Annotated in this window: 24 protein-coding genes; 14 read left to right on the top strand and 10 right to left on the bottom strand. The window is 69.5% G+C overall.

What is annotated here, in order from left to right:
* A partial coding sequence (locus tag B0293_RS02565) for an HNH endonuclease signature motif containing protein (RefSeq protein WP_077241210.1) occupies window positions 1–614 on the top strand: 614 nt, incomplete at its 5' end.
* A gap of 364 nt (window positions 615–978) precedes the next feature.
* Complete coding sequence (locus tag B0293_RS02560) at window positions 979–1,686, top strand: hypothetical protein (protein WP_005155904.1); 708 nt, start codon at window positions 979–981, stop codon at window positions 1,684–1,686.
* 8 nt (window positions 1,687–1,694) lie between these two features.
* Here the strand turns inward: B0293_RS02560 and B0293_RS43465 are convergent, their stop codons facing one another.
* Together B0293_RS43465 and B0293_RS02555 are read right to left on the bottom strand one after the other, a co-directional pair.
* Complete coding sequence (locus B0293_RS43465; protein WP_157376423.1) at window positions 1,695–1,856, bottom strand: hypothetical protein; 162 nt, start codon at window positions 1,854–1,856, stop codon at window positions 1,695–1,697.
* 51 nt (window positions 1,857–1,907) lie between these two features.
* Window positions 1,908–2,396 carry a DoxX family protein gene (locus B0293_RS02555; RefSeq protein WP_005155911.1) on the bottom strand — a complete coding sequence of 163 codons (489 nt, stop codon included), beginning with the start codon at window positions 2,394–2,396 and terminating at the stop codon, window positions 1,908–1,910.
* An 82-nt stretch (window positions 2,397–2,478) separates the two neighbouring features.
* Here B0293_RS02555 and B0293_RS02550 point away from each other — a divergent pair, with 82 nt between their 5' ends.
* A complete protein-coding gene (locus B0293_RS02550; RefSeq protein WP_005155912.1) occupies window positions 2,479–3,024 on the top strand; it encodes a TetR/AcrR family transcriptional regulator in 546 nt (181 codons plus the stop codon).
* On the opposite strand, the gene B0293_RS02545 is transcribed toward B0293_RS02550, so the two are convergent.
* Window positions 3,025–3,792 carry an SDR family oxidoreductase gene (locus B0293_RS02545; RefSeq protein ID WP_005155913.1) on the bottom strand — a complete coding sequence of 256 codons (768 nt, stop codon included), beginning with the start codon at window positions 3,790–3,792 and terminating at the stop codon, window positions 3,025–3,027. It lies immediately after the preceding gene.
* Window positions 3,793–3,963: 171 nt separating this feature from the next.
* On the opposite strand from B0293_RS02545, the gene B0293_RS02540 reads away from it, so the two are divergent.
* From B0293_RS02540 to B0293_RS02530, 3 genes are all read left to right on the top strand, one after another.
* Window positions 3,964–5,520, top strand: coding sequence for a serine protease (locus B0293_RS02540; RefSeq protein ID WP_052014424.1), 1,557 nt, complete (start codon window positions 3,964–3,966; stop codon window positions 5,518–5,520).
* Between the two features lie 112 nt (window positions 5,521–5,632).
* On the top strand, window positions 5,633–6,001 hold the full coding sequence (locus B0293_RS02535; RefSeq protein ID WP_005155915.1) for a YciI family protein: 369 nt from the start codon (window positions 5,633–5,635) through the stop codon (window positions 5,999–6,001).
* Window positions 5,989–7,209, top strand: a complete 1,221-nt coding sequence (locus B0293_RS02530; RefSeq protein WP_005155916.1) for an RNA polymerase sigma factor — start codon at window positions 5,989–5,991, stop codon at window positions 7,207–7,209. Before B0293_RS02535 ends, B0293_RS02530 begins: the two co-directional genes overlap by 13 nt.
* On the opposite strand, the gene soxR is transcribed toward B0293_RS02530, so the two are convergent.
* Window positions 7,199–7,645, bottom strand: a complete 447-nt coding sequence (gene soxR / locus B0293_RS02525) for a redox-sensitive transcriptional activator SoxR (protein WP_005155917.1) — start codon at window positions 7,643–7,645, stop codon at window positions 7,199–7,201. The two genes, B0293_RS02530 and soxR, sit on opposite strands and share 11 nt — an antisense overlap.
* 52 nt (window positions 7,646–7,697) lie before the next feature.
* Here soxR and B0293_RS02520 point away from each other — a divergent pair, with 52 nt between their 5' ends.
* From B0293_RS02520 to B0293_RS02510, 3 genes are all read left to right on the top strand, one after another.
* The gene (locus tag B0293_RS02520; protein ID WP_245191932.1) at window positions 7,698–8,321 is read left to right on the top strand and encodes an antibiotic biosynthesis monooxygenase; all 624 of its coding nucleotides are present in this window, start codon (window positions 7,698–7,700) and stop codon (window positions 8,319–8,321) included.
* Window positions 8,318–9,142, top strand: a complete 825-nt coding sequence (locus B0293_RS02515; protein WP_005155919.1) for an SDR family oxidoreductase — start codon at window positions 8,318–8,320, stop codon at window positions 9,140–9,142. The genes B0293_RS02520 and B0293_RS02515 overlap by 4 nt, the downstream gene beginning before the upstream one ends.
* 125 nt (window positions 9,143–9,267) lie before the next feature.
* Entirely contained in the window at window positions 9,268–10,362 is a 1,095-nt protein-coding gene (locus tag B0293_RS02510) for a methyltransferase (RefSeq protein WP_005155920.1), read from the top strand.
* Here B0293_RS02510 and B0293_RS02505 read toward each other — a convergent pair.
* Window positions 10,331–11,215, bottom strand: a complete 885-nt coding sequence (locus B0293_RS02505; RefSeq protein ID WP_005155921.1) for a LysR family transcriptional regulator — start codon at window positions 11,213–11,215, stop codon at window positions 10,331–10,333. The genes B0293_RS02510 and B0293_RS02505 overlap by 32 nt on opposite strands.
* Window positions 11,216–11,285: 70 nt before the next feature.
* On the opposite strand from B0293_RS02505, the gene B0293_RS02500 reads away from it, so the two are divergent.
* Together B0293_RS02500 and B0293_RS02495 are read left to right on the top strand one after the other, a co-directional pair.
* Window positions 11,286–12,620, top strand: a complete 1,335-nt coding sequence (locus B0293_RS02500) for an FAD-binding oxidoreductase (protein WP_005155922.1) — start codon at window positions 11,286–11,288, stop codon at window positions 12,618–12,620.
* 97 nt (window positions 12,621–12,717) lie between these two features.
* Window positions 12,718–13,899, top strand: coding sequence for an acyltransferase family protein (locus B0293_RS02495; protein ID WP_005155923.1), 1,182 nt, complete (start codon window positions 12,718–12,720; stop codon window positions 13,897–13,899).
* Window positions 13,900–13,912: 13 nt separating this feature from the next.
* Here B0293_RS02495 and B0293_RS02490 read toward each other — a convergent pair whose 3' ends face one another.
* From B0293_RS02490 to B0293_RS02480, 3 genes are read right to left on the bottom strand one after another with little or no spacing between them, the layout of a single operon-like run.
* Window positions 13,913–14,329, bottom strand: a complete 417-nt coding sequence (locus tag B0293_RS02490; protein WP_005155925.1) for a nitroreductase family deazaflavin-dependent oxidoreductase — start codon at window positions 14,327–14,329, stop codon at window positions 13,913–13,915.
* Between the two features lie 34 nt (window positions 14,330–14,363).
* Complete coding sequence (locus B0293_RS02485; RefSeq protein ID WP_005155926.1) at window positions 14,364–14,717, bottom strand: PLDc N-terminal domain-containing protein; 354 nt, start codon at window positions 14,715–14,717, stop codon at window positions 14,364–14,366.
* Window positions 14,718–14,754: 37 nt separating this feature from the next.
* Window positions 14,755–15,429, bottom strand: a complete 675-nt coding sequence (locus B0293_RS02480) for a cytochrome P450 family protein (RefSeq protein WP_005155928.1) — start codon at window positions 15,427–15,429, stop codon at window positions 14,755–14,757.
* 73 nt (window positions 15,430–15,502) lie between these two features.
* On the opposite strand from B0293_RS02480, the gene B0293_RS02475 reads away from it, so the two are divergent.
* Window positions 15,503–16,351: a PaaX family transcriptional regulator gene (locus tag B0293_RS02475; RefSeq protein WP_039917484.1), complete on the top strand. Its 849-nt coding sequence runs from the start codon at window positions 15,503–15,505 to the stop codon at window positions 16,349–16,351.
* A gap of 257 nt (window positions 16,352–16,608) precedes the next feature.
* Here the strand turns inward: B0293_RS02475 and B0293_RS02470 are convergent, their stop codons facing one another.
* Complete coding sequence (locus B0293_RS02470) at window positions 16,609–17,007, bottom strand: RidA family protein (protein ID WP_005155930.1); 399 nt, start codon at window positions 17,005–17,007, stop codon at window positions 16,609–16,611.
* 48 nt (window positions 17,008–17,055) lie between these two features.
* Between B0293_RS02470 and B0293_RS02465 the strand changes: the two genes are divergently transcribed.
* Together B0293_RS02465 and B0293_RS02460 are read left to right on the top strand one after the other, a co-directional pair.
* Complete coding sequence (locus tag B0293_RS02465) at window positions 17,056–19,407, top strand: bifunctional salicylyl-CoA 5-hydroxylase/oxidoreductase (protein WP_039917486.1); 2,352 nt, start codon at window positions 17,056–17,058, stop codon at window positions 19,405–19,407.
* A complete protein-coding gene (locus tag B0293_RS02460; RefSeq protein WP_005155934.1) occupies window positions 19,404–20,543 on the top strand; it encodes an acyl-CoA dehydrogenase family protein in 1,140 nt (379 codons plus the stop codon). Before B0293_RS02465 ends, B0293_RS02460 begins: the two co-directional genes overlap by 4 nt.
* Here the strand turns inward: B0293_RS02460 and B0293_RS02455 are convergent.
* The gene (locus tag B0293_RS02455) at window positions 20,518–21,912 is read right to left on the bottom strand and encodes a GH1 family beta-glucosidase (protein ID WP_005155935.1); all 1,395 of its coding nucleotides are present in this window, start codon (window positions 21,910–21,912) and stop codon (window positions 20,518–20,520) included. The two genes, B0293_RS02460 and B0293_RS02455, sit on opposite strands and share 26 nt — an antisense overlap.
* Between the last annotated feature and the right edge of the window lie 81 nt (window positions 21,913–21,993).

Below are 21,993 nucleotides of genomic sequence, written 5' to 3'. Positions count from 1 at the left end.
GAACACTCAAAACCAGAGACGAAACCCGCACCCTCGACCAGCTCCGCGCCGACATCGCACTCGACCTCCTGCTCGGCGGCACCGGCGGCACGAGCGAACGCACCGAAGTGTTCCTGTACCTGGACCTCGACACCTACCTCGGCCTCAACAACGACCCGGCCGAACTAGCCGGACACGGCCACCTTCCCGCCACCCTCGCCCGGCACATCGCCACCGGCCCGAACACGGTGCTGCGCCGGATCATCACCGACCCGCTCTCCGGACAGGTCCTCGACCTCGGCCGCGAAAGATACCGCCCCACCGCGGGTCTCGGCGAGTTCGTCCGGGTCCGGGACCGCGAATGCCGAAGACCCGGCTGTCATCGTGTCGCGCAAGCCTGCGACCTCGACCATTCGCTGCCCTGGCAACACGGCGGCCACACCAACGCCGACGACCTCGTCGCCCTCTGCCGACGAGACCACCGGCTCAAAGACGAACCCGGCTGGACCTACCAGCTTGAGTCCGACGGCACCCTCACCATCACCACCCCCACCGGCCAGACCTATGACAGCACCCCACCACCGCTCCACCAACCCCGCCCACGAAGCATCGAGGAGGAACCGCCACCGTTCTGAGCCCCATCGCCGAAAACCGGCAACAGCTCGACCAACGTGAACCGACTTCGTCTTCGGCCCTTTAGCCACAGAGAAGCAGTAGCCGCGCCCGGCGGCACGGCAGCCATATGGCCGCCGAGAAACCGCCACTCCCTTGAGTCCCGCTGCCGTAAAATGACGATGACTCGCTTCAGTCGAGCCGGCCCGATTTGGATCTTTCGATCCGCGGCGTTCATCGCCCACCCCACCACTGTTCCACGGTCCATCGCCGAAAAACGGCAACGGCAAGGCTTAGCCCTCGAACCGGAGTCCGCCCACGGGCTGAGCCGGAAGTACAGACCGTGAGCCGATCCGTGCCGCCCCCGCGATCGGCAGGCTCGTCGGCATGAACACCGACCACGTCTTCCCCGGCCGCCGCGTCGCCGCGGTCTCGATGATCCTCGGCCCGATCCTGCTGCTCACCGGAACGCTCCTGCGGTCCCAGTTCAACTTCTTCTTCCCCGACCAGCTGAAGGCGATGAGCGCTCATCCGGCGCTGATGACGGCCGCGTACACGTGTTTCCTGGCGGGCAACGTCCTGCTGTGGCCCGCGATCGTCGCGCTCGCCACGAAGATCGGCCGGACCAGGCCGGCACTGGCCGCGTGGGCGGGAGTTTCAGTCCTTATTGGACTCTTCGAGCGAACCTTCCACGCCGGCGTCGACCAGGCCGCGCTGGGACTCGCCGAACGACGCGGCGCCGGGTTCGCCGAGAGCGTCGTCAGCGAGTCGTACCAGGACCTGCACCTGTTCAGTTTCCTGTCGTTCACCATCATGTTCGGCTGGTACGCGCTCGCCTTCGCCGCGTACCGCTCGAAAGCGCTCGGTGTCGTCCAGTCGATCGGACTGGCGACGATGGGGCTTCTGCCGCTCGGCGTGTTGAAGGGCACCGAAATCGTGTCGATCATCGGCACCGCCGGACTTTGTGTCGCGTTGCTTCCGGCCGGTGTTCGCGCATTACTGGAAAGTCCCAAACCGAGCCGCCGATCGGTTCTGCTCACGGCCGTCGCTGTTCCGGTTCTGGGCGCGCTCGCTTTCGCGAGCACCTTGGGCTGACGATTTCCTCAGGCCAGCCGCGCGGGCGTTTTCCCTGTTCTGTCACCGGATTCGTGATCGCGTCCCGCCGGGAGGCAGCTCATCAGCAGTACGACACCGACAGCACCGAGAAGCATGTGCCCGGCGAGGATGCACAGCCCACAGAATCCGATCCACAATGAGATCTTCATTCTCAGAGAATAGGGCCATTACCGGGAACGGACCCCGGACTTGGGAAAGACTTAAGGTCTCCTTTGGGCAAAGGGTCCGTTCGACACTCGCGCGTAATACACCACCAGCGATCCGGTCGCGGCCAGGAAGACCACCTGCATCAGGCTGCGCGGCACCAGTTCGTCCATCACCGAGTCCACCGGCCCGTGCAGCGCCTTGTAGACGTTCGCCGGGAACATCCCCAGCAGCAGGAGGGTCAAGCCGCCGGCCGCCCACGGCGCCGTGCGCGACCACAGCACCCCTGCGGCGCCGGCCAGTTCGAGGACGCCGGTGATCGTGACCAGCAGCCCAGGTGCGGGCAACGCGGGCGGCACCATCGCGACCAGTTCCTCGCGCATGCCGATGAAATGCGCGAGCCCGGTCGTGACGAACAGCGCCGCGACGCCGCCGCGCACGGCCACCGGCCAGGGCTTCAGCCGTTGGACGCCGAAGGCGCCCAGCAGGAACAAGGTCGCCGTGACAGCGACCAGCATCAGTACGGGTACCAGACCGGGATCCATGACATGCCCTCCGAGCAGCGAAACTTTCCACTGACAAGATGCGCGCTTGCAGGCCATCTTGTCAATGACTAGATTCGAGTTCATGAGTCCGTACCACCACGGCGACCTCCGCCGGGCCGTGCTCGACGCCGCCGTCGCGGCCGTCACCGAACACGGTCCGGCCGGGATCAGCCTCCGCGACCTCGCCCGGCGCGCGGGGGTCTCGCACGCCGGGCCGGTGCACCATTTCGGTGACAAGGCCGGGGTGCTCACCGCGCTGGCCGCCGAGGGGTTCGACCTGCTCGCGGACGCGCTCGCCGCCGAGGGCGACCGGGACTTCGTCGAGGTCGGGGTGGCCTACGTGCGGTTCGCGATCGAGCATCGCGCGCATTTCGAGGTGATGTTCCGCCCCGAACTCCACCGCGAGGACGACGAGGCGCTGACAGCGGCCCGTGATCGCGCGGGGCTCCTGCTGACCAGCGGCGCGTCGTCGGTCAGCGACGACGAGATGGCGGGGGTCGCCGCGTGGTCGCTGATGCACGGCTTCGCGAACCTGTGGCTGACGGGCGCGCTGCGCACCGAGCACCTCGAGGATCCGGACACCGCCGCCCGCGCGATCGCCCGGATCCTGTTCCCCGCCGTCCCCTGATCAGACCTGCGAGGTGGGCATGACGGTGACCTGCTGGAGGTTCACCCGGGCCGGGAGCGAGGTCAGGAACGCCACGGTCTCGGCGATGTCCCCCGGCTTCAGCCAGTTCACCGTTTCGCGCACGCCGTCCAGCCATTCCAGCGCGCCCGCGTCGGTGACGTGACCTTGCAGCTCGGTCTCGACCAGGCCGGGCTCGATCGCCGCGACCCGCACGTTCTTCGGGCCGAGGTCGGCGCGAAGGTTCTTCGACAGGTGCGTCACGAACGCCTTCGAAGCGACGTAGACGCCGAACGACGGGAAGATCGCCTGCGCGCCGATGGACGACGTGTTCACCAGGTCCGCGACGCCCTTTTCGGCCGCCGAAGCGACCAGATGCGGCATGAACGCGCCGATCGCGTTCATCAGGCCCGTCATGTTGACGTCGATCATGCGCTGCCAGTCGCCGGTCGCGAGTTCGTCGATCGGCGCGGCCAGCATCACGCCGGCGTTGTTGAACAGCAGGTCCGCCCGGCCCAGTTTCGCCTCGACCTCGGCCGCCGCGGCGCGCATCGCCCCGGCGTCGGCGACGTCGGCCGCGAGCACGAGCGCGGTACCGCCGTCCTGGTCGATCTCCTTGGCGAGCGTCTCCAGCCGGTCCGCGCGGCGCGCGATGAGCGCGACCGCCGCACCGGAGGCGGCGAGCCGCCGCGCGGTCGCCTCGCCGATCCCGCTGGACGCGCCGGTGATGACGGCGACCCTGCCCGAGTGCGGTGCCGAAGTGTTCGTCATTTGTCTCTCCTCCGTGGACTCGCGTTCTGAAGTCCAGGTAACCGGCTCACGCGGAGAGGTGGCACGGCCTGTTCGACCTGGGTCCGGCAGTACCAGGCAGGGACGAGCCGCGCACGGAACCGTTACCCGTTGATCGCGTTCCGCGGACACGGACCGGCCACCGTGATCCCCATGCGTATCCGATTCCGATCACTCGCGTTGCCGACCGGGCTCGCGCTGGCCGCGACGATGGCGGGCGCGGTCCCCGCGTCGGCCGTCATCGGCGGCACCGAGTCCACCCGGCCGTATTCGTTCATGGTCTCGCTCCAGTACGACTCGCCCCGCCCGGACGGGCACCGGTGCGGAGCGGTGCTCATCGCTCCCCAGTGGGCGGTCACCGCGGGCCATTGCGCCAACACCCCGACCGGCTCGACGGCCGGGGTCCCCCGCGGCTGGAAGGTCCGGGTCGGCTCACTGGACACCACTTCCGGGGGCGAGGTGACCGACATCGACAAGTTCTACCGGCGCCACAACACGTACGACCCTCCTGGCGAAGACATCGCACTGTTGCACCTGCGCACCCCGGTGCGGGCCAAACCCGTCAAGCTCGCCGAGGCCACTCCCGCCGACGGCACCCCGGTCCGCATCCTCGGCTGGGGCGCGGCCGGAACCTCCTGCGACGACTTCAAGGACACGAAGTGCTTTCCCGGCAAGCTGCGTGAAGCGGACACCGAAGTCGTGCCGCTCGATCGGTGCTGGGACGACGACGGGCACACCTTGCCGTTGTGCGTCGGCCGCGCCGAACCTCCCGTCGGACCGGGGACGACGGACTCCGGAGGCCCCGCGCTGATCCGTTCCGGCGATGGCTGGGCACTGGCCGGGACGGTCATCGGCCCCGGCATCAGGGGCGCCGACTTCCCCGACATGTACACGGATGTCGCGAAGAACTCCGCCTGGCTCAACGGAATCGTGACCGGCACCGACGTCCCGCCGGACACCCCGGTCCCGAACGTGGAGGGCACGGCCTCGGTGGGCGACTGCAAGGGCGCCGTGGTGCGCTCCGCCACCTCGCGTCCCGGAGACCCGGCGCTGGTGCTGACCAACGGCCACTGCGTGCCGAGCGGGCGGCCCGCACCGGGAACGGCCCTGGTCGACCGGCCCGCCGACCTGGCCCGGCCGGTCACCATCGCCGGCCGGGACGGCTACCCGAAGACCAGCGCCCGGGCCACCCGGCTGGTCTACGCGACGATGACCGGCACCGACGTCGCGCTGTACCGGCTGGACAAGACCTACGCGCAGCTGGCCAGGGAGGGAGCGAAGGTCTTCCGGCTGGCGACGACTCCGATGCGCGCGGGCGACCGGCTCCTCCTGTCCTACTCCAGCAGCCGCCCGAAGTGCACGGTGGAGGCCGTGGTGCCGCACCTGCGAGAGGCCGGGTACCAGCAGGACGACGCGGTCCGCTACGCCCCGAGCGACACCTGCGTGAGCGGGCCCGGCTACTCCGGCTCGGCACTGCTGACCCCCGACGCTCGCACGATCGCCGGGATCAACAACACCCACAACCGTGACGGCGGGCGCTGCACCGAGGACAATCCGTGCGAGGTCGGCCGCGACGGGACCGTGACCGCGGTTCAGGGCCGCGGTTACGGCCAGCAGGTCCATCGGATCTCCGCCTGCCTGGCCAGGGGGTCGCGGATCGACCTGTCCCGTCCCGGCTGCACCTTGACCGGTCCGCCGTCATCCGTTTGACCTGCGCCGATGTGCGAAGAAAGAAAAAAACGGGAAAGATCGCCGCCAGTGTCGAATCGGCGGGACGCCCTTCGTATAGGGAGTGAAAGACCGCACGAACGAGGAGGACGACATGACCCAGTACCTGATAAGCCTCTACCACCCCGACGGCCCCGTCCCGCCGCCGGAGTTCCTCGAACCGGTGACGCGCAAGATCCAGGCGCTCAACGACGAGATGAAGACCGCGGGCGTCTGGGTGTTCGCCGCCGGCCTGCACCCGCCGACCACGGCGACCGTGCTGCGAGCAGGCGAGAACGGCGAGATCGCGACGACGGACGGCCCGTACCTCGAGGGTAAGGAGCACCTCGGCGGCTTCACCATCGTGGAGGTGCCGGATCTGGACGCCGCGCTCGACTGGGCCCGCCGGGTCGCCGAGATCACCTATCTGCCCGTCGAGGTCCGGCCGTTCCAGGGCGTCGAAGACCCCTCGTGCGTGCCCTGACCACTGAAGACATCGGCCGGGTCTTCACCGAGGAATACGGCCGTGCGGTATCCGTGCTGGTCCGCGTCTTCGGCAGCATCGACGTAGCCGAAGACGCGGTCCAGGACGCCTTCGCCGAGGCGGTGGACCGATGGCCGTCCAGCGGCCCTCCACCGAGCCCGGCCGGCTGGATCATCACGACCGCCCGCAACAAGGGCATCGACAAATTGCGCCGGGAAGCCGCGCGCGACGACAAACACGCCCAGGCCGCACTGCTCAACGCCGACAACGAACCAGCGGAGGAGGGCCCGGTGCGCGACGACCGCCTGCGGCTGATCTTCACCTGCTGTCATCCGGCGCTCGCCCTCACCACGCAGGTCGCGCTGACGCTGAAACTGCTGGGCGGGCTGACCACCGGCGAGATCGCGCACGCGTTCTTCGTCCCCGAAACGACGATGGCGCAACGGCTGGTCCGGGCGAAGGGCAAGATCCGCGACGCGGGGATCCCGTACCGCGTCCCGGAGGACGCCGACCTGCCGGACAGGCTGCGATCGGTGCTCGCCGTGATCTACCTCGTGTTCAACGAGGGATACACAGCCAGTTCGGGCGAACGGCTGGTCCGGGAAGACCTGTGCGCCGAGGCGATCCGGCTCGGCAGGCTGCTGACCGATCTCATGCCCGACGAACCGGAGGCCACCGGGCTGCTGGCGCTGATGCTGCTCACCGAGTCCCGTCGCGCCGCCCGCACCGGCGCGGACGGCGACGTCGTCCTGCTGGCGGACCAGGACCGGTCACGGTGGGACCGGAAGCTGATCACCGAAGGGCAGGCGATGGTCCGCGCCTGTCTGCGACGGAACCAGCCGGGGCCGTACCAGATCCAGGCGGCGATCAACGCCGTCCACAGCGACGCCGCCGAAGCGAGCGGCACCGACTGGTCGCAGATCGTCCAGCTGTACGACCTGCTGCTGGACGCGAACCCGACACCGATCGTCGCGCTCAACCGCGCCGTGGCGGTGGCCGAGGTGGACGGCCCGGCCGCCGCGCTCGACCTGATCGACGGCCTGGAGCTGGCGGAATACCACCTGTACCACGCCATCCGGGCCGATCTGCTGCACCGGCTGGGCCGCTCGGCCGAATCGGCGCGGGCGTACGAAACGGCGATCCGGCTGGCGGAGAACAGCGCCGAACGCCGGTTGCTGGAACGGAAACTGGCCGTCGTCAGTCCGTGATCAGCCGCGCCGGGCCAGGTCCCTTCGCCGCGAGGACGTCACCGGGATTGACCAGCACGCACTGTTCGAAGGACAGGCAGCCGCAGCCGATGCATTCGGTGAACCGGTCGCGCATGCACTCCAGCTGTTCGATGCGTTTGTTGAGTTCCGCGCTCCAGCAGGCGGAGGCGCGCTGCCAGAACGCGCGATCCGGCTCCGCGCCCTCGGGCAGGTAGTCGAGCACCATGCCGATCACCTCCAGCGGGATCCCGAGGTGGTGCGACGCGCGGATGAAGGCGACCAGCCGGAGCGCGGCACGCGGGTACCGGCGTTGGTTCCCGCTGGTCCGCCTGCTGCTGATGAGGCCTTGGCGCTCGTAGAACCGCAGGGCGGAGGTGGCGACCCCGCTGCGCCGCGACAGCTCCCCGATGGTGAGTTCGGACGGCAGTTCGGACATGCCCGCCATCCTAGCTTGACTTAAACCCTTGTTTAAGTTTCATGCTGGAGGCATGACAGCACAGGGGACCTCCGAAATGACCATCCACAAGGGACACTGGCCGACACCGGACGATGAGACGGTCGTGGTGGCGCGGGAATGGCCGGACGCCGACGCGGCGCGGGCGGCGCTCGCCGAGCACGAAGGGCTCGTCTCCTTCACCGCGTACGAGGGCATCGACCACGACGGCGCCTTCACCTACGAGCAGTGGACCAGCGAAGACGCCATCCGGGGCTCGGACGGCGCGCCCGTCTACCGCCTCTATCGCGGACAGCGCGGCGAAGGCACACCCGGCTGCCTCGTGGTCGTCTCGGTCGAGTTCGAAGGCCCCGACGAACGACGGCAACGAGACTGGATCGACCTCGTCTTCGAGGCGATGGCCTCCGAACCCGCGCGACCGGAAGGCGGGATCTCGGGCTACTTCCACGTGAGCGCCGACGGGACCCGGGTGCTGAACTACGCGGAATGGACCAGCGTCGAGGCGCACCTCGCCGCGCTCGCGGCACCCGGTGCCGACGGCATCGGCACCACGGACGTGTGGAAGAAGGTGCAGACCTACCCGGGGATGTCGGGCGGGTCGGTCAAGCGGTACCGCCCGGTCCTTTCCGCGACGAAGACGGCGGGGGTGGCGGCATGAAGCCGATCCTGGTCGCCGGCGCGACGGGCAACGTCGGATCGCAAGTGGTCACCCAGTTGCGGGCGCGGGACGTCCCGGTCCGGCCGCTGAGCCGGAATCCGCCGCCGGACGGCGTCCGCGGCGACCTGACGGATCCGGGGACGATCGCGTCGGCACTCGACGGCGTCGACACGGTGTTCCTGATGCTCGCCGGATCCGCCGAGGCGCTGGCGCCCACCGTTTCGCTGCTCGGGGAGCGGGTGAAGCGGGTGGTGTTCCTTTCTTCGGGCGCCGTCGACGATTCTTTGACAGAGCAGGTGAACGCCATCGGAGCTTGGCACCGCACGGTCGAGGAGGCGATCGAGACCACGGGCCTGGAGTGGACTTTCCTGCGGCCGCACGGGTTCGCGGCCAACACTCTCGGCTGGGCGCCGTCGATCCGCGCGGACGGCGTCGTCCGCGGCGCGTACGGCGAGGCGTCGATGCCGCTGATCCACGAGAAGGACATGGCCGCGGTGGCCGTCGAGGCGCTGACCGGCGACGGGCACGCGGGGGCGAAGTACGCGCTCACCGGCACCCGGGCGATGACGCAGATCGAGCAGGTCCGGATCATCGGCGAGGCCGCGGGCCGTCCCGCGCGCTGGGAGGAGATCCCGCACGAGGAAGCGCGGGCCGCCCTGCTCACGAAGATGCCGGACTTCGTCGTCGACACCATGCTGACCGGGATGCGGGACCTGGTGGCCGAACCGGGCCCGGTCACCTCGACCGTCCAGGACGTCACCGGCAGGCCAGGGCTGGACTTCGAGGTCTGGGCGGCCGAACACGCCGCCGAGTTCCGGTAAACTCGGGTCCGTGTCGACACCGGTTCATGCCGCGGCGGTCCACTAGCCGCCGTTCCTGACCTTGTCCCCCGACGAGCAACGCCCGCGGGGTCTCTTCGCCGTGGGCGGATCCAGGAACGGAAACCATGAACCCCCTGTCCATAATGGACGGTGGTCGGCGCTGGCTGACCACCGTCGGCACCAAGCCGCCTCGAACCGTCGCCGCCGTCGGCGACGGGACCACCGCCGACGAGGCGTTCCGGCTCGCCGCGGCCGGCACCGGTCTCGCCTGGCACGGCGACTTCCCGAACGCGCGGAACCTCCTCGCCGCGATGTCCCGCCGCTGCGGGACGGCGACCGGGAAACCTTTTCCGGACCAGCGGAACCATCAGGCACGCCGAGCGCGGATCCTCGGCAGGCTGCTGGTTCCGCTGGATCCCGGGCACGTCCTGCCACTGCGCCGCGGGCCGGACGTCCGGCTGGCCTGCACCGAGGTCTACGGCCCCTCCGAAACCGCGTCGCTGGTGTCACTGCGCGAACTGCTCGGTGTCGTCGGCGCGCACGAATGGCGGGCGAAAGGCGTCGAGATCCCGGCGCTCGGCGCGAAGATCCACCCTCACCACGGGGTCTTCTCCCCCGTCCGCGGCGAGTACGTCGATCTGGTGGCGAGAACTCCTTTGCCCACAACGGAACTGGCGTTCGACATCGGCACCGGGACCGGCGTGCTCGCCGCTGTCCTCGCCCATCGCGGCGTCGAACGCGTGGTGGCGACGGACAACGAGCCGCGCGCCATCGCCTGCGCCCGCGACAACTTCGGGCGTCTCGGGTTCCGAGGACTCGAAGCCCTGGAGGCGGACCTGTTCCCGCCGGGTCGCGCGCCGCTGGTCGTCTGCAATCCCCCCTGGCTGCCCGCCCGGGCGCACACCCCGCTCGAACGCGCCGTCTACGACCCGGGAAGCCGGATGCTCAACGCCTTCCTGGACCGGCTGCCCCGGCATCTCACCCCCGGCGGGGAATCTTGGCTGATCCTGTCCGACCTCGCCGAACTGCTGGGCCTGCGGACACGCGAAGAACTCCTGCGGGCGTTCGAGCGTTCCGGTCTCGAAGTCCGGGACAGGGAGGACATCCGGCCGAGGCATCCCAAGGCCGCGGATCCGGGCGATCCGCTGCACGACGCCCGCGCGCGGGAAGTGACGTCGCTGTGGAAACTCACAACCCGAGCAGCGCCCGCGCCTGACTGATGAACACGCGGGCGGCGGGGCTGACCGGCCCCTCCGTCCGCCAGGCCAGCGCCAGTTTCGCCCGCAGCCCGGCCGGTCGCGTGATCTCCATGGCGTGCAGTTCCGTGTAGTGCGTCGCAAGCGACATCGGCACCACGGCGACGCCGAGGCCGCGCCCGACCAGTTCGGCGACGACGTTCGGGTCGCCCGCTTCCAGCGTCACCCGCGGCTGGGCGCTGTCGGCGAGGAAGGCCGCGTCGACGATCGCCCGCATGCCGGTGCCCTTCGGCAGGCTGACCAGCGAACGGCTCTCCAGTTCCGACAGCGTGATCGTGGCGTGCGCGGTGAGCGGGTCCTCCGGACCGGAGATGGCGACGAGCGGCTCGTCGAGGACGACTTCGAGGCCGATCCCCGGCGGCGGTTCGCCGGAGACCCCGATGAGGGCGATGTCGAACCGGCCGTCGGCGACACCCGCGAGCAGGAGGTCGGAGGTGGCCTCGGCGAGCGTGATGTCGACGGCGGGGTGGCGTTCGTGGAAGCGGGCGAGCAGATCCGGCAGGTTGACCGGGCCACGAGAAGACACCATGCCCATCGCGACCTGGCCGCGGACCAGCCCGGTGAGATCGTCGACCGCCTGCCGCACCCCGGCGACGGCGGCGAGCGCGGCCCGCGCGTGCGGGAGCGCGGCGGCACCCACCTCGGTCAGCCGCACCGCCCTGGCCGACCGGTCGAGCAGCGGCTGCCCGAGTTCGCGTTCGAGACGGCGGATCTGGGCGCTGACCCCGGGCTGCGCGACGTGCAGCCGTTCGGCGGCGCGGGTGAAGTTCGCCTCGTCGGCCACCGCGACGAAGTATTCGAGCTGACGCAGTTCCATAACCGATGATTCTAGTTGGCATACAAACTAGATCTTGGACTTCTGGCTGGATCGAGCCCACGCTGGTGTCATGACCACACTGCTCCGCTCCGGCGACGCCGGATACGACCAGGAACTCGCCGGCTTCCAGACCGCCGTTTCCCGCCGTCCCGACGTCATCATGGCCGCCGCTTCGGCCGCCGACGTCGTCGAGGCCGTCCGCTACGCCGCCGAGCACGACCTCCCGATCGCCGTGCACTCGACCGGGCACGGCGTCGGCGTCCCCTTCGAGGGCGGCGTCCTCGTCACCACGCACCACATGACCGGGATCCGGATCGACGACGGCATCGCACGGGTCGACGCGGGCGTGCGCTGGGGTGCGGTCATCGAAGCCGCGGCCGAGCACGGGCTGGCGCCGCTGAGCGGCTCCTTCCCCGGTGTCGGCGTCGTCGGCTACACCCTCGGCGGCGGCTTCAGCCTGCTCGGCCGCAAGTACGGCCTGGCCGCCGACCAGGTGACCGCGATCGAGGTCGTGACCGCCGACGGCGAACTCCGCCGGGCCACCCCGGACACCGAACAGGACCTGTTCTGGGCGCTGCGCGGCGGCCGCGACAACTTCGGGATCGTCACCGCGCTCGAATTCCGGCTCGTCCCGGTCACCCGGTTGTACGGCGGGAGCCTCCAGTTCGGCACCGGATCGCTGGCGACGGTGCTGCGCGCCTGGCGCGACTGGGCGGCGGAGATGCCGCGTGAGATGACGTCGTCGCTGGGCATGGTCCCGATGCCGGACCTGCCGATGGTGCCCGAGCCGCTGCGCGGGCAGCACGTCGCGCAGATCCGGATCGCCTACCTCGGCGACGCGGCCGAAGGCGAACGCCTGGTCGCCCCGCTGCGAGCCGCCGCCGAACCGCTGGGCGACACGCTCGCCGAGATCCCGTTCACCGAATCGGGCAAGATCGCGAACGAGCCGCCGTTCCCGCACGGCTACCGCGCCGACAACGTCACCGTGTCCGAACTCGACGACACGATGCTCGACGCGATCCTCGACCACGCCGGACCGGACGCCCCGGTGCCGACCGTCGTCCTGCTGGACCTGCTCGGCGGCGCGCTGTCCGAGCCGCCGGAGCACCCCGGGGTCGGCTGGGACCGTGATGCCGCCTTCACCGTGCGCGCACTGTCCGTAGTGGACGATGCCTCGATCGCCGAGATCAACTCCGCCCACGGGAAGCTGTTCGACGCGCTGAAGCCCAAGTCGACCGGCAAACTGCTGACCTTCGTCTACGGCGAAAGCGGCGCGGCCGAAGAAGCGTCCAAGGTGTACTCCCCGGGCGATCTGCGGCGTCTCGCCGAGGTCAAGGCGGCCGTCGACCCGGCGAACCGGTTCCGGCTGACGCATAACGTCGAACCGGCGCCTGACGCCGGGTGATCTCCGAATTCCGCTGTTCGGAGGCCTCCATCCGGGGCGAAGGCGCAGTGAACGGCACCCGTATACTTCCGGGCCGATACCGCCATTAGGGGGCACTGTGCGCACTTTGGACCATGACGAGTTCCTCGCCATGCGTCGGTTCCCCGCGCTCGACGGGCTGCGCGCGATCGCGGCCACCATCGTCATCCTCTTCCACTTCGCGGGTCCGAAGTGGAGCTGGCTGTCCGGCTGGGTCGGTGTCTACATCTTCTTCGTGCTGTCCGGTTTCCTGATCACGACGCTGCTGCTGCGTGAGCAGGACCGGACCGGCCGGATCTCGCTTTCGGCGTTCTACCTGCGCCGGGTGTTCCGGATCCTGCCGCCGTACCTGGTGATCCTCGGCGGGATCGTGGTCTTCGTGTGGCTGCGCGGCGAGTTCTTCACCCGCGACTTCCCGCACGCGCTGAAGTACTACCTGACCTTCTTCAACGAGTTCCTGCCCGAAAGCACGGCGAACGGCCCGGACAACTTCTTCAGCGGCTCGTGGACGCTGGGCATCGAGGAGAAGTTCTACCTGTTCTGGCCGTTCCTGCTGGTGGTCGCGGGCGCCGTCGGCCTGGCCGCGGCCTGGCGCAAGCTCGCGCTGGCGTTCGCCGCGTTCGCGCTGATGGCCGGGCTGATCGGGGTCACCGGCGGCTGGGTGCTCGACGGGCCGCAGGTGCCGATCTACCGCTCGACGGTGCACTACGCGATCCTGCTGATCGGCTGCGTGCTGGCGGTCGCGATGCACTACCGCCGGTCCTACGCGGTGATCAAACCGCTGACCCACCCGCTCGCCGCGATCCCGGTGTTCGGCGCGTTCGCCGTGCTGCACGTCAACATGGAGAGCCTGTGGAGGGGGACCGTCACCCACCTGGGCCTGCTGATCGCCTACGGCCTGCTCTCGGCGATGCTGCTGGTCGTGCTGGTGTCGCCGGGGCCGCTGCGCTGGCTGCTGGCGACGAAGGCGATGCGGTTCGTCGGTGAGCGCTCGTACTCGCTCTACCTGCTGCAAGGCCCGGTGCACTTCGCCGTCGTCGAGGCGATCCCGCCGCTGGGCGAGCACCGGATGATCAGCGCGCTGACCGTGTTCGCCGTCGGGCTCGGGATCGCGGACCTGATCCACCGCTGGGTGGAGCAGCCGATGATCCTCGCCGGCAAGAAGCTGATCGCGCGCCGCCAGGAACGCAAGGCGCTGCGTGCGGCCGAAGCCGAACTCAAGACGCCGACCGCGGTCGAGGCTCCCAGCGGCGCGCGCTGACCTCCCAGCTGACTCAGCGCGAGATCGTGACGACCGGGATCACCCGATCGGTCTTCTTCTCGTAGTCGGCGAAGCCGGGCATGACGCTGACCAGTTTGGCGAAAAGACGGTCACGCTCGGCGCGGTCTTCGAGCACGACCGTCGCGGTCGCTTCGAACTTCTCCGTGCCGACCTCGATGGTGACCTTCGGGTTCGCCACGATGTTGTGGTACCAGGCCGGGTTCTTGTCCGACCCGGCGTAAGACGCGGCGACGACGTACCTGCCGTCCTCCTCCATGAAGGCGAGCGGCGAGGTGCGCGGCTCGCCGCTCTTCGCCCCGATGGTGGTGAGCAGAAGCAGGGCGCCGCCCTCGAACGGACCGCCCACCTTCCCCTCGTTCTCGCGGAACTCCTTGATGATGTTCTTGTTCCAGTCGAGCATTTCGGACATCTGTTCCTCCAGTGTCGATCTCCCGCTGCCGAGGCTAGTCGGTCTCGCGGGCCTTGCGGCGCTGAGCTTCCGCGCGCTCCCTGCACTTCCGGAGGAACTCCTCGTCGTCTTCGACGCTCGTCGCGGCGAAGCGGCCGGGCCGGTCGTACTCCGGGAACGCCGGGGACTCGCGCTCGTAGCGGCCGCGCGGGGCACGGGCGGCGTGCTGCGGGCGACCGGCGACCAGCCAGACGATCGAGCCGACCAGCGGCACGATCAGTACCAGCAGCAGCCACATCGTCTTGGGCAGGTTGCGGCACGATCCCTCGTCCGTGGTGATCACGTCGACGATGCAGAAGATCCACAGGCCGAGGGTGAGAACGCCGAATAGACCATTGAAATACAGCATCGAAAATCTCCCCAGTTCCGGATTGCCGGGGTAATTCTTAGCACAGGAGGGCGTCGAGAATTCCCTTGGCCACCCCCAACGCGTGCGCCTCTCCCGGACATTTCCTGGGCCCTGCTCCGAACGGCCGTTCCGTCAGGTCCACCTCGACCACGGCACCGTTGATCCACCGCCTGGTGACCCGGACCGGAGGGTCCTCGCGCAGGACCCGGTCGAGCAGATCCGCGATGTCTTCACCGGGCCGGTGAGCGGTCAATGCCTTGCCGAGCAACGTCGCCGTCGCGGCACAGGCCTGCACCAGGAGCCCGATCCGCGCGGCCGTCCGCTCGTCGAGGTCGCCACCGCAGGCCTCGATCAGCCGCCGCACGGCTTCCTCGGCACCGGACCCGACTTCGGTATGCGGGTGATAGGCGGCGGAAACCGTCGCGATGTCGCGCGAAACGTCCGGTAACCCGAGTTCGCCCGCCAGAACGGCCACCGGAACCGTCCACAGGATCCGTTCCACCGGCTCGTCCCGCAATTCCCGGGCGAGCGCGAAAGCCTTCTCACGCAAAGAGTCCATCGGCGCGAGTTCGGCGAGCACGAGTGCCCTCCGGCGGGCGTGGTCCTCCGGACGGCTGAACCGGGCGACGTTCGCCCGCAGCCACCGGACACCACCCGGCTCGACGTCCCGCGGCACCGGCGGGACAGGGGCTTCGGTCAGCGGATTCTCCATACCGTGACGCTAAGTGCGGAACGCTTCGGTCACGACCGAAACGTCGGCCCGCCGTCGTTGTTATGGTGACCGGGTGACGGCCGTGTCGGAGACAACCGAAGTCGACGGCGCGGGGCGAACGGCGCAACCGCGCCAGTTGATCGTGACCGTGTACGGCCTCTACTCACGCGGTGAGGGCGGCTGGCTTTCGGTCCGCTCCCTGATCGACCTACTGGCCGGCGTGGACGTCGAGGAGCCGGCCGTCCGCTCGTCCATTTCCCGGCTGAAGCGGCGCGGGATCCTTTCCGCGGTACGCCGGAACGGGGCGGCCGGATACGAGCTTTCCGAGACCGCGCTGGCGATCCTGCGCGAAGGCGACGAGCGGATCTTCCGCCGCGACCGCGCCACGCCCGGCGACGGCTGGCTGCTCGCGGTGTTCTCCGTCCCGGAGGCCGAACGGCACAAACGGCACGTTCTTCGCACTCAGCTCGCCCGGCTCGGTTTCGGGACCGCGTCGTCCGGCGTCTGGATCGCGCCGGCGCATCTGCGCGACGCGACCTCCGACATGCTGCGACGGCTCGAACTGGAGGGGTACGCCGATCTCTTCCAAGCCGAGTACCTCGCGTTCGGCGACGTGCGGGAGAAGATCCGCGACTGGTGGGACCTCGACCAGCTGGAAACGCTCTACACCGCGTTCCTCGACGAGCACGCGGCCGCGCTCCGGCGCTGGCAGCGGCGCAAGACCACCGACGAGGCCGAGGCGTTCGCCGACTACGTCCGGGTGCTGACCGACTGGCGGCGCCTGCCCTACCTCGACCCGGGCCTGCCCGCCGAACTGCTGCCGTCCGGCTGGGCCGGGATCCGGGCCGCGGACCTGTTCTTCACCCTGCACTCGCGGCTGGGCGAGGCCGCGGCCGCGCACGTCTCGCGCACGCTGCCCTGAACCACGCTCTATTTGAGGATTAAGGCGGCCATGGCGTATTCGGGCAGCGGGTGAAGGGGCCCTTCGTTGCGTCTGCCGTGGCGAAGGAGACCTTCAGCCCTGGCCGAGTCGTGGGTCGCAGGAGTCGAGGCCGTGGCACTCAGGACTGATGTCCCCAATGCCACATTGGGGACACTGAGCGTCTCCAATGTGGCATTGGGGACATAGTGAAGGCCACTGAAGCCAACGTTTGCCCCAACACCTCGACAACCCGCTATCTAAACCACCGCGAAGCCCTGCACTTCCACCAGGGCTTCGACGTCCCAGAGCCGGCTGACGCCGATCCCGGCCATCGCCGGGTACTCGCTCCCGGCCAGCCGCTTCCACACCGCGCCGATCTCGCGCGCGTGGGCCTTGTAGTCGTCCATGTCGACGATGTAGATGGTCACGCTGCACAGGTCCGACGGCTCCCCGCCCGCCGCGCGCAACGCGGTGAGCAGGTTGGACAGCGCGCGTTCGAACTGCTCGACCACGCCGTCGCCGACGATGCGGTTCTCCTCGTCCAACGCCGTCTGACCGGCGAGGAAGACGAACCGTCCGGTCGCCGCGACGGCGTGCGAAAAGCCGGAGGGGCGGCCGAGCCCGGGTGGGTTGATGCGCTCCATACGGGTCAGCATATCCCGTATCGTTGACGGTCGTACATACCGCGACATACCCTGAGCGACGTGCGTATCGCGGTGTTAGGCGGCGGCCCGGCGGGGCTCTACTTCGCCACGCTGGCGAAACAGCTCCATCCCGATCACGAGATCACCGTCTGGGAGCGCAACGCGCCCGACGACACCTTCGGGTTCGGGGTGGTGTTCTCCGACGAGACCCTCGGCGGGATCGAGCACGCCGATCCGGTGATCCACGCGGCCATGCGGCGGGAGTTCGCGCGCTGGGACGACATCGACGTCCACTTCCGCGGCACGGTGCACACCTCGGGCGGGCACGGGTTCGCCGCGATGAGCCGCAAACGGCTGCTCGGCATCCTCCAGGAACGCTGCGCGGAACTCGGCGTCGACGTGCGTTTCCACACCGAGGCGCCGAGCGCGGCCGAAGCGAGCGCCGAGTACGACCTCGTCGTCGCGGCGGACGGCGTCAACTCGCCGACCCGGAACGCCCTCGCCGGGAGTTTCCGGCCGTCCCTGCAGACCCGTCGCTGCAAGTACATCTGGCTCGGCACGGATCTCGTCTTCGACGCCTTCAAGTTCCACGTCCTCGAAACCCCGCACGGGATCATGCAGATCCACGGCTACCCGTACAGCGACAAGGCGAGCACGTTCATCCTCGAACTGCACGAGGACGTCTGGCAGCGCGCGTTCGGCGACATCGCCGCGACCTCGCTCGCGCCGGGTGAGAGCGACGAGAAGTCGATCGAGGTCATCCGCGAACTCTGCGCGGACGTCCTCGGCGAGCACCAGGTGTTCGCCAACAACTCGAAGTGGACCGCGTTCGCGACCGTGCGCTGCGCGAGCTGGCGGCACGAGAACGTCGTCCTGCTCGGCGACGCCGCGCACACCGCGCACTTCTCCATCGGTTCCGGCACGAAACTCGCCATGGAGGACGCGCTCGCGCTCGCCGCCTGCCTGCACGAACAGTCCGATATGGACAGTGCGCTGGAGGCGTACGAAGCCGAACGCCGCCCCGTCGTCACCTCGACCCAGCGCGCCGCCCAGGCGAGCCTGGAATGGTTCGAGAACATGGGTCAGTACACCCATCAGGACCCGGCGCAGTTCGCGTTCAACATCCTCACCCGAAGCCGCCGCGTCACCTACGACAACCTCCGGCTGCGCGATCCCGAGTTCACCGCCGAGCTGGACGGCTGGTTGGCGTCCACTGTGGATGGTGAGGTCCGGCCGCCGATGTTCCAGCCGTTCCGGATCGGGAACCTGGACCTGGCGAACCGGATCGTCGTCTCGCCGATGGACATGTACTCCGCCGAGGACGGCGTCCCGACCGATTTCCACCTGGTGCACCTGGGCGGCAAGGCACTCGGCGGCGCCGGGCTGGTGATGACGGAGATGGTCTGCGTCTCCGAGTCCGGCCGGATCACCCCGGGTTGCGGCGGCCTGTACACCGGCGAACAGGAACGGGCCTGGGCCAGGGTCACCGACTTCGTCCACGGTCACACGCCCGCGCGGATCGGCGTCCAGCTCGGTCATTCCGGGCGCAAGGGCTCGACGAAACTCATGTGGGACGGCATCGACCAGCCGTTGCCGGAGGGCAACTGGGAGATCTGTGCCCCGTCCGCGCTTCCGTACGCCGAAGCGAACCAGACCCCGCGCGAACTGACCGTTCCCGAGCTGGCCGAGATCCGCGAGCAGTTCGCGCGGTCCGCCGGTGCCGCCGCGCGCGCCGGGTTCGATCTGCTCGAACTCCACTGCGCGCACGGCTACCTGCTGTCTTCGTTCCTGTCACCGCTGACCAACCGGCGCACCGACTCCTACGGCGGCTCCCTGGAGAACCGGCTGCGTTTCCCGCTCGAAGTCTTCGACGCCGTCCGCGCCGCGTGGCCCAAGGACCGGCCGATGACGGTCCGCATCTCCGCGACCGACTGGCACGAAGGCGGGATCGACGTCGACGAGGCCGTCGAGATCGCCCGCGCGTTCGCCGAGCACGGCGCGGACGGCATCGACGTCTCGACCGGCCAGGTCGTCAGCGAGGAGAAGCCCGAGTACGGCCGCAGCTACCAGACGCCGTACGCGGACAGGATCCGCAACGAGATCGGGCGCGAGTACGGGATCGCGGTGATCGCCGTCGGCGCGATCTCCTCCTACGACGACGTCAACTCGCTGATCCTGGCGGGCCGCGCGGATCTCTGCGCGCTCGGCCGGACCCACCTTTACGATCCACAGTGGACACTGCACGCCGCCGCCGAACAGGGCTATCCGATGCCGTGGCCGAAGCAGTTCGCGGCGGGCAGCCGGAAGCCACAGGGCGGCCGCACCGACGGGCCGAAACCACGGCTGGAACTGCTGCGCTCGGGGGAACCCGGTACCGCGCACGCCCGCTGGCGACCTGGGAGCGACCGATGACCGCCTTCGCACTGAGCCCGGAACAGCAGGCCTTCGCCGCCGAGGTCCGGCTGCTGGGCGCCGAGAAACTCCGCCCGCTGGCCGAATCCGGCACCGAGGGCGAGGTGAACCGGCCGCTGCTCAAGGAAATGGGCGCGCTCGGCCTGCTCTCCCGGCTCTTCCCCGGCGTCGAGAGCGGCAGCCCGAGCCGGGAGGCCGCCGCGACGGATCTCTGCATCCTGCGGGAATCCCTCGCCAGCCAGAGCACCGAAGCCGAGACGGCGCTGGCGCTGCAGGGGCTCGGCACGTATCCGGTCCTGCAATCCGGACAGGACTCGCAGGTCTCGAAGTGGGTGCCCGCCGTGGCCGCCGGTGACGCCGTCGCCGCTTTCGCGCTCACCGAACCGAACGCGGGATCGGACGCGGCGGCGCTGGAACTCTCCGCCGAGCCCGACGGCGACGGCTGGCGCCTGACCGGCGAGAAGATGTGGATCTCCAACGCCCCCGAGGCCGACTTCTACAGCGTTTTCGCCCGGACCACCAAGGAAGCGGGCTCGCGCGGGGTCTCCGCCTTCGTCGTCCCAGCCGACCGCGCCGGGCTTTCGGGCGAGCATCTCGACCTGGTCAGCCCGCATCCGATCGGCACCCTGGTGTTCGACGGCGTCCGGGTCGAGCGGGAGGAGCTGCTCGGCGAGCAGGACCGCGGTTTCGGCGTCGCCATGCGGACACTGGACCTGTTCCGGCCGAGCGTCGGCGCGTTCGCCGTCGGGATGGCGCAGGCCGCGCTCGACGCCGCCGTCGCCCACGCTCAGTCCCGGATCGCGTTCGGCGGACCGTTACTGCGGCAGCAGACCGTGGCGCACACCCTCGCCGAGATGGCGACCCGCACCGAGGCGTCGCGCCTGCTCGTCTACGCCGCGGCCGCCGCCTACGACGCGGGCGAGCGGAACCTCGCCGGCCGCGCCGCGATGGCGAAACTGTTCGCCACCGAGACGGCCCAGTACGTCGTCGACTCGGCCGTGCAGATCCACGGGGCGCGGGCGCTGCGGCGCGGGCACCTGCTCGAACACCTCTACCGCGAGGTCCGGGCGCCGCGGATCTACGAGGGCGCGTCCGAGGTGCAGCGGACGATCATCGCCCGTTCGCTGACTTCTTGACCCGCTCGACGATGTCGCGGTAGGCCAGCCCGCTCTGCTTGATCGTCCGCGCCTGTGTCTCGCGGTCGACCCGGACCAGGCCGAGCCGTTTGGCGTACCCGTAGGACCATTCGAAACTGTCCAAAAAGGACCAGGCGAAGTAGCCGCGGACGTCCGCGCCCGCCCGCCGCGCGGCGGCGGTCGCGGCGATGTGCGCGGACAGGTACGCGGCGCGGTCGTCGTCGCGGACGAATCCGGTCTCGTCGGGGACGTCGGCGAACGCGGCGCCGTTTTCGGTGACGTAAAGCGGCAAACCGGGATAATCCCGGCTGATCCGGACCAGCAGTTCGGTGAGCTTGTGCGGCAGGATCTCCCACCCCAGCACCGTCGACGGCGCCCCGAACGGGACCTTGCGGAACGCGGGCATCCCGAAATGCTCCACCGCGTTCCCGTTCTCCTCCACCCCGGAGTACCGCGAGCCGAAGTAGTAGTCGACGCCGAGGAAGTCGAGCGGCGCGGCGATGATCGACGGGTCCCACGGCTCGGACGGCAGCCGGATGCCCTGCCGCGCGAGGGTCTCGAGGACGTCCTCCGGATACCGGCCGTGCACGAGCGCGTCGAGGTAGAACCGCGTCCCGAGCCCGTCCTCGAACCGCGCGGCCTCGCGGTCGGCCTCACTGGGGGTGGCCGGATCGGCGGTGCTCAGGTTGAGCGTGATGCCGAACTTCGTCCCGGACGGCGCGAGTTCCCGCATCCGCCGCACGGCGAGGCCGTGGCCGAGCAGCAGGTGATGCGCCGCCGCCATCCCGGCCGCCGGGTCCCGTCGGCCGGGCGCCATCACCCCGTGGACGTATCCGTGCATGGCGGTGCACCACGGCTCGCTCAGCGTGGTCCAGTGGCGGACGCGGTCGCTCAACCGCTCGAACACGAGCATCGCGTAATCCGCGAACCGGACAGCCGTGTCACGCGCGGGCCAGCCACCCGCGTCTTCGAGGTGCTGCGGCAGATCCCAGTGGTAGAGCGTCAGCCACGGATCGATGCCGTTGTTGAGCAGTTCGTCGACGAGCCTGTCGTAGAACGCGATCCCGGCGGGGTTGACGCCGCCGCGCCCGCGCGGCTGCACCCGGGACCAGGACACGGAGAAGCGGTAGGTGTCGACGCCGAGTTCCTTCACCAGCGCGACGTCGGCGGGCATCCGGTGGTAGTGGTCGCAGGCGATCTCGCCGGTGTCACCGTTGTCGACCGACCACGACGACTGGGCGTACGTGTCCCAAATGGACGGTGTTCGTCCGTCTTCGGCGACCGCGCCTTCGATCTGGTGGGCCGAGCTGCCGACCCCCCACCGGAAGCCGGACGGCAGGGTGCCGATGAGGTCGTCCTCCCCGGTCATGACCCCCCTTCCTCCCGGCTCGCCGCCTTATTTCACCAGTTAATACATGGCGGAGGCTAAGGTCGTGGGGCATCCTGGAAA

Origin of the sequence: Amycolatopsis azurea DSM 43854, assembly GCF_001995215.1 — a bacterium.
In the GTDB taxonomy this organism is placed as follows: domain Bacteria; phylum Actinomycetota; class Actinomycetes; order Mycobacteriales; family Pseudonocardiaceae; genus Amycolatopsis; species Amycolatopsis azurea.
The sequence above is the reverse complement of the archived record's forward strand: the minus strand, read 5'-3'. Positions and strand labels throughout refer to the sequence as shown.

Bases quoted from the DNA above. Each gene is read 5' to 3' on its own strand.
- B0293_RS02470 (WP_005155930.1), bottom strand. From the start codon at position 17,007: ATGCTGACCCGTATGGAGCGCATCAACCCACCCGGGCTCGGCCGCCCC.
- B0293_RS02505 (WP_005155921.1), bottom strand. From the start codon at position 11,215: ATGGAACTGCGTCAGCTCGAATACTTCGTCGCGGTGGCCGACGAGGCG.
- B0293_RS02480 (WP_005155928.1), bottom strand. From the start codon at position 15,429: ATGGAGAATCCGCTGACCGAAGCCCCTGTCCCGCCGGTGCCGCGGGAC.
- B0293_RS43465 (WP_157376423.1), bottom strand. From the start codon at position 1,856: ATGAAGATCTCATTGTGGATCGGATTCTGTGGGCTGTGCATCCTCGCC.
- B0293_RS02515 (WP_005155919.1), top strand. From the start codon at position 8,318: ATGAAGCCGATCCTGGTCGCCGGCGCGACGGGCAACGTCGGATCGCAA.
- B0293_RS02500 (WP_005155922.1), top strand. From the start codon at position 11,286: ATGACCACACTGCTCCGCTCCGGCGACGCCGGATACGACCAGGAACTC.
- B0293_RS02545 (WP_005155913.1), bottom strand. From the start codon at position 3,792: ATGACGAACACTTCGGCACCGCACTCGGGCAGGGTCGCCGTCATCACC.
- B0293_RS02535 (WP_005155915.1), top strand. From the start codon at position 5,633: ATGACCCAGTACCTGATAAGCCTCTACCACCCCGACGGCCCCGTCCCG.
- B0293_RS02540 (WP_052014424.1), top strand. From the start codon at position 3,964: ATGCGTATCCGATTCCGATCACTCGCGTTGCCGACCGGGCTCGCGCTG.
- B0293_RS02555 (WP_005155911.1), bottom strand. From the start codon at position 2,396: ATGGATCCCGGTCTGGTACCCGTACTGATGCTGGTCGCTGTCACGGCG.
- B0293_RS02560 (WP_005155904.1), top strand. From the start codon at position 979: ATGAACACCGACCACGTCTTCCCCGGCCGCCGCGTCGCCGCGGTCTCG.
- B0293_RS02490 (WP_005155925.1), bottom strand. From the start codon at position 14,329: ATGTCCGAAATGCTCGACTGGAACAAGAACATCATCAAGGAGTTCCGC.
- B0293_RS02455 (WP_005155935.1), bottom strand. From the start codon at position 21,912: ATGACCGGGGAGGACGACCTCATCGGCACCCTGCCGTCCGGCTTCCGG.
- B0293_RS02520 (WP_245191932.1), top strand. From the start codon at position 7,698: ATGACAGCACAGGGGACCTCCGAAATGACCATCCACAAGGGACACTGG.
- B0293_RS02460 (WP_005155934.1), top strand. From the start codon at position 19,404: ATGACCGCCTTCGCACTGAGCCCGGAACAGCAGGCCTTCGCCGCCGAG.
- B0293_RS02510 (WP_005155920.1), top strand. From the start codon at position 9,268: ATGAACCCCCTGTCCATAATGGACGGTGGTCGGCGCTGGCTGACCACC.
- soxR (WP_005155917.1), bottom strand. From the start codon at position 7,645: ATGTCCGAACTGCCGTCCGAACTCACCATCGGGGAGCTGTCGCGGCGC.
- B0293_RS02485 (WP_005155926.1), bottom strand. From the start codon at position 14,717: ATGCTGTATTTCAATGGTCTATTCGGCGTTCTCACCCTCGGCCTGTGG.
- B0293_RS02550 (WP_005155912.1), top strand. From the start codon at position 2,479: ATGAGTCCGTACCACCACGGCGACCTCCGCCGGGCCGTGCTCGACGCC.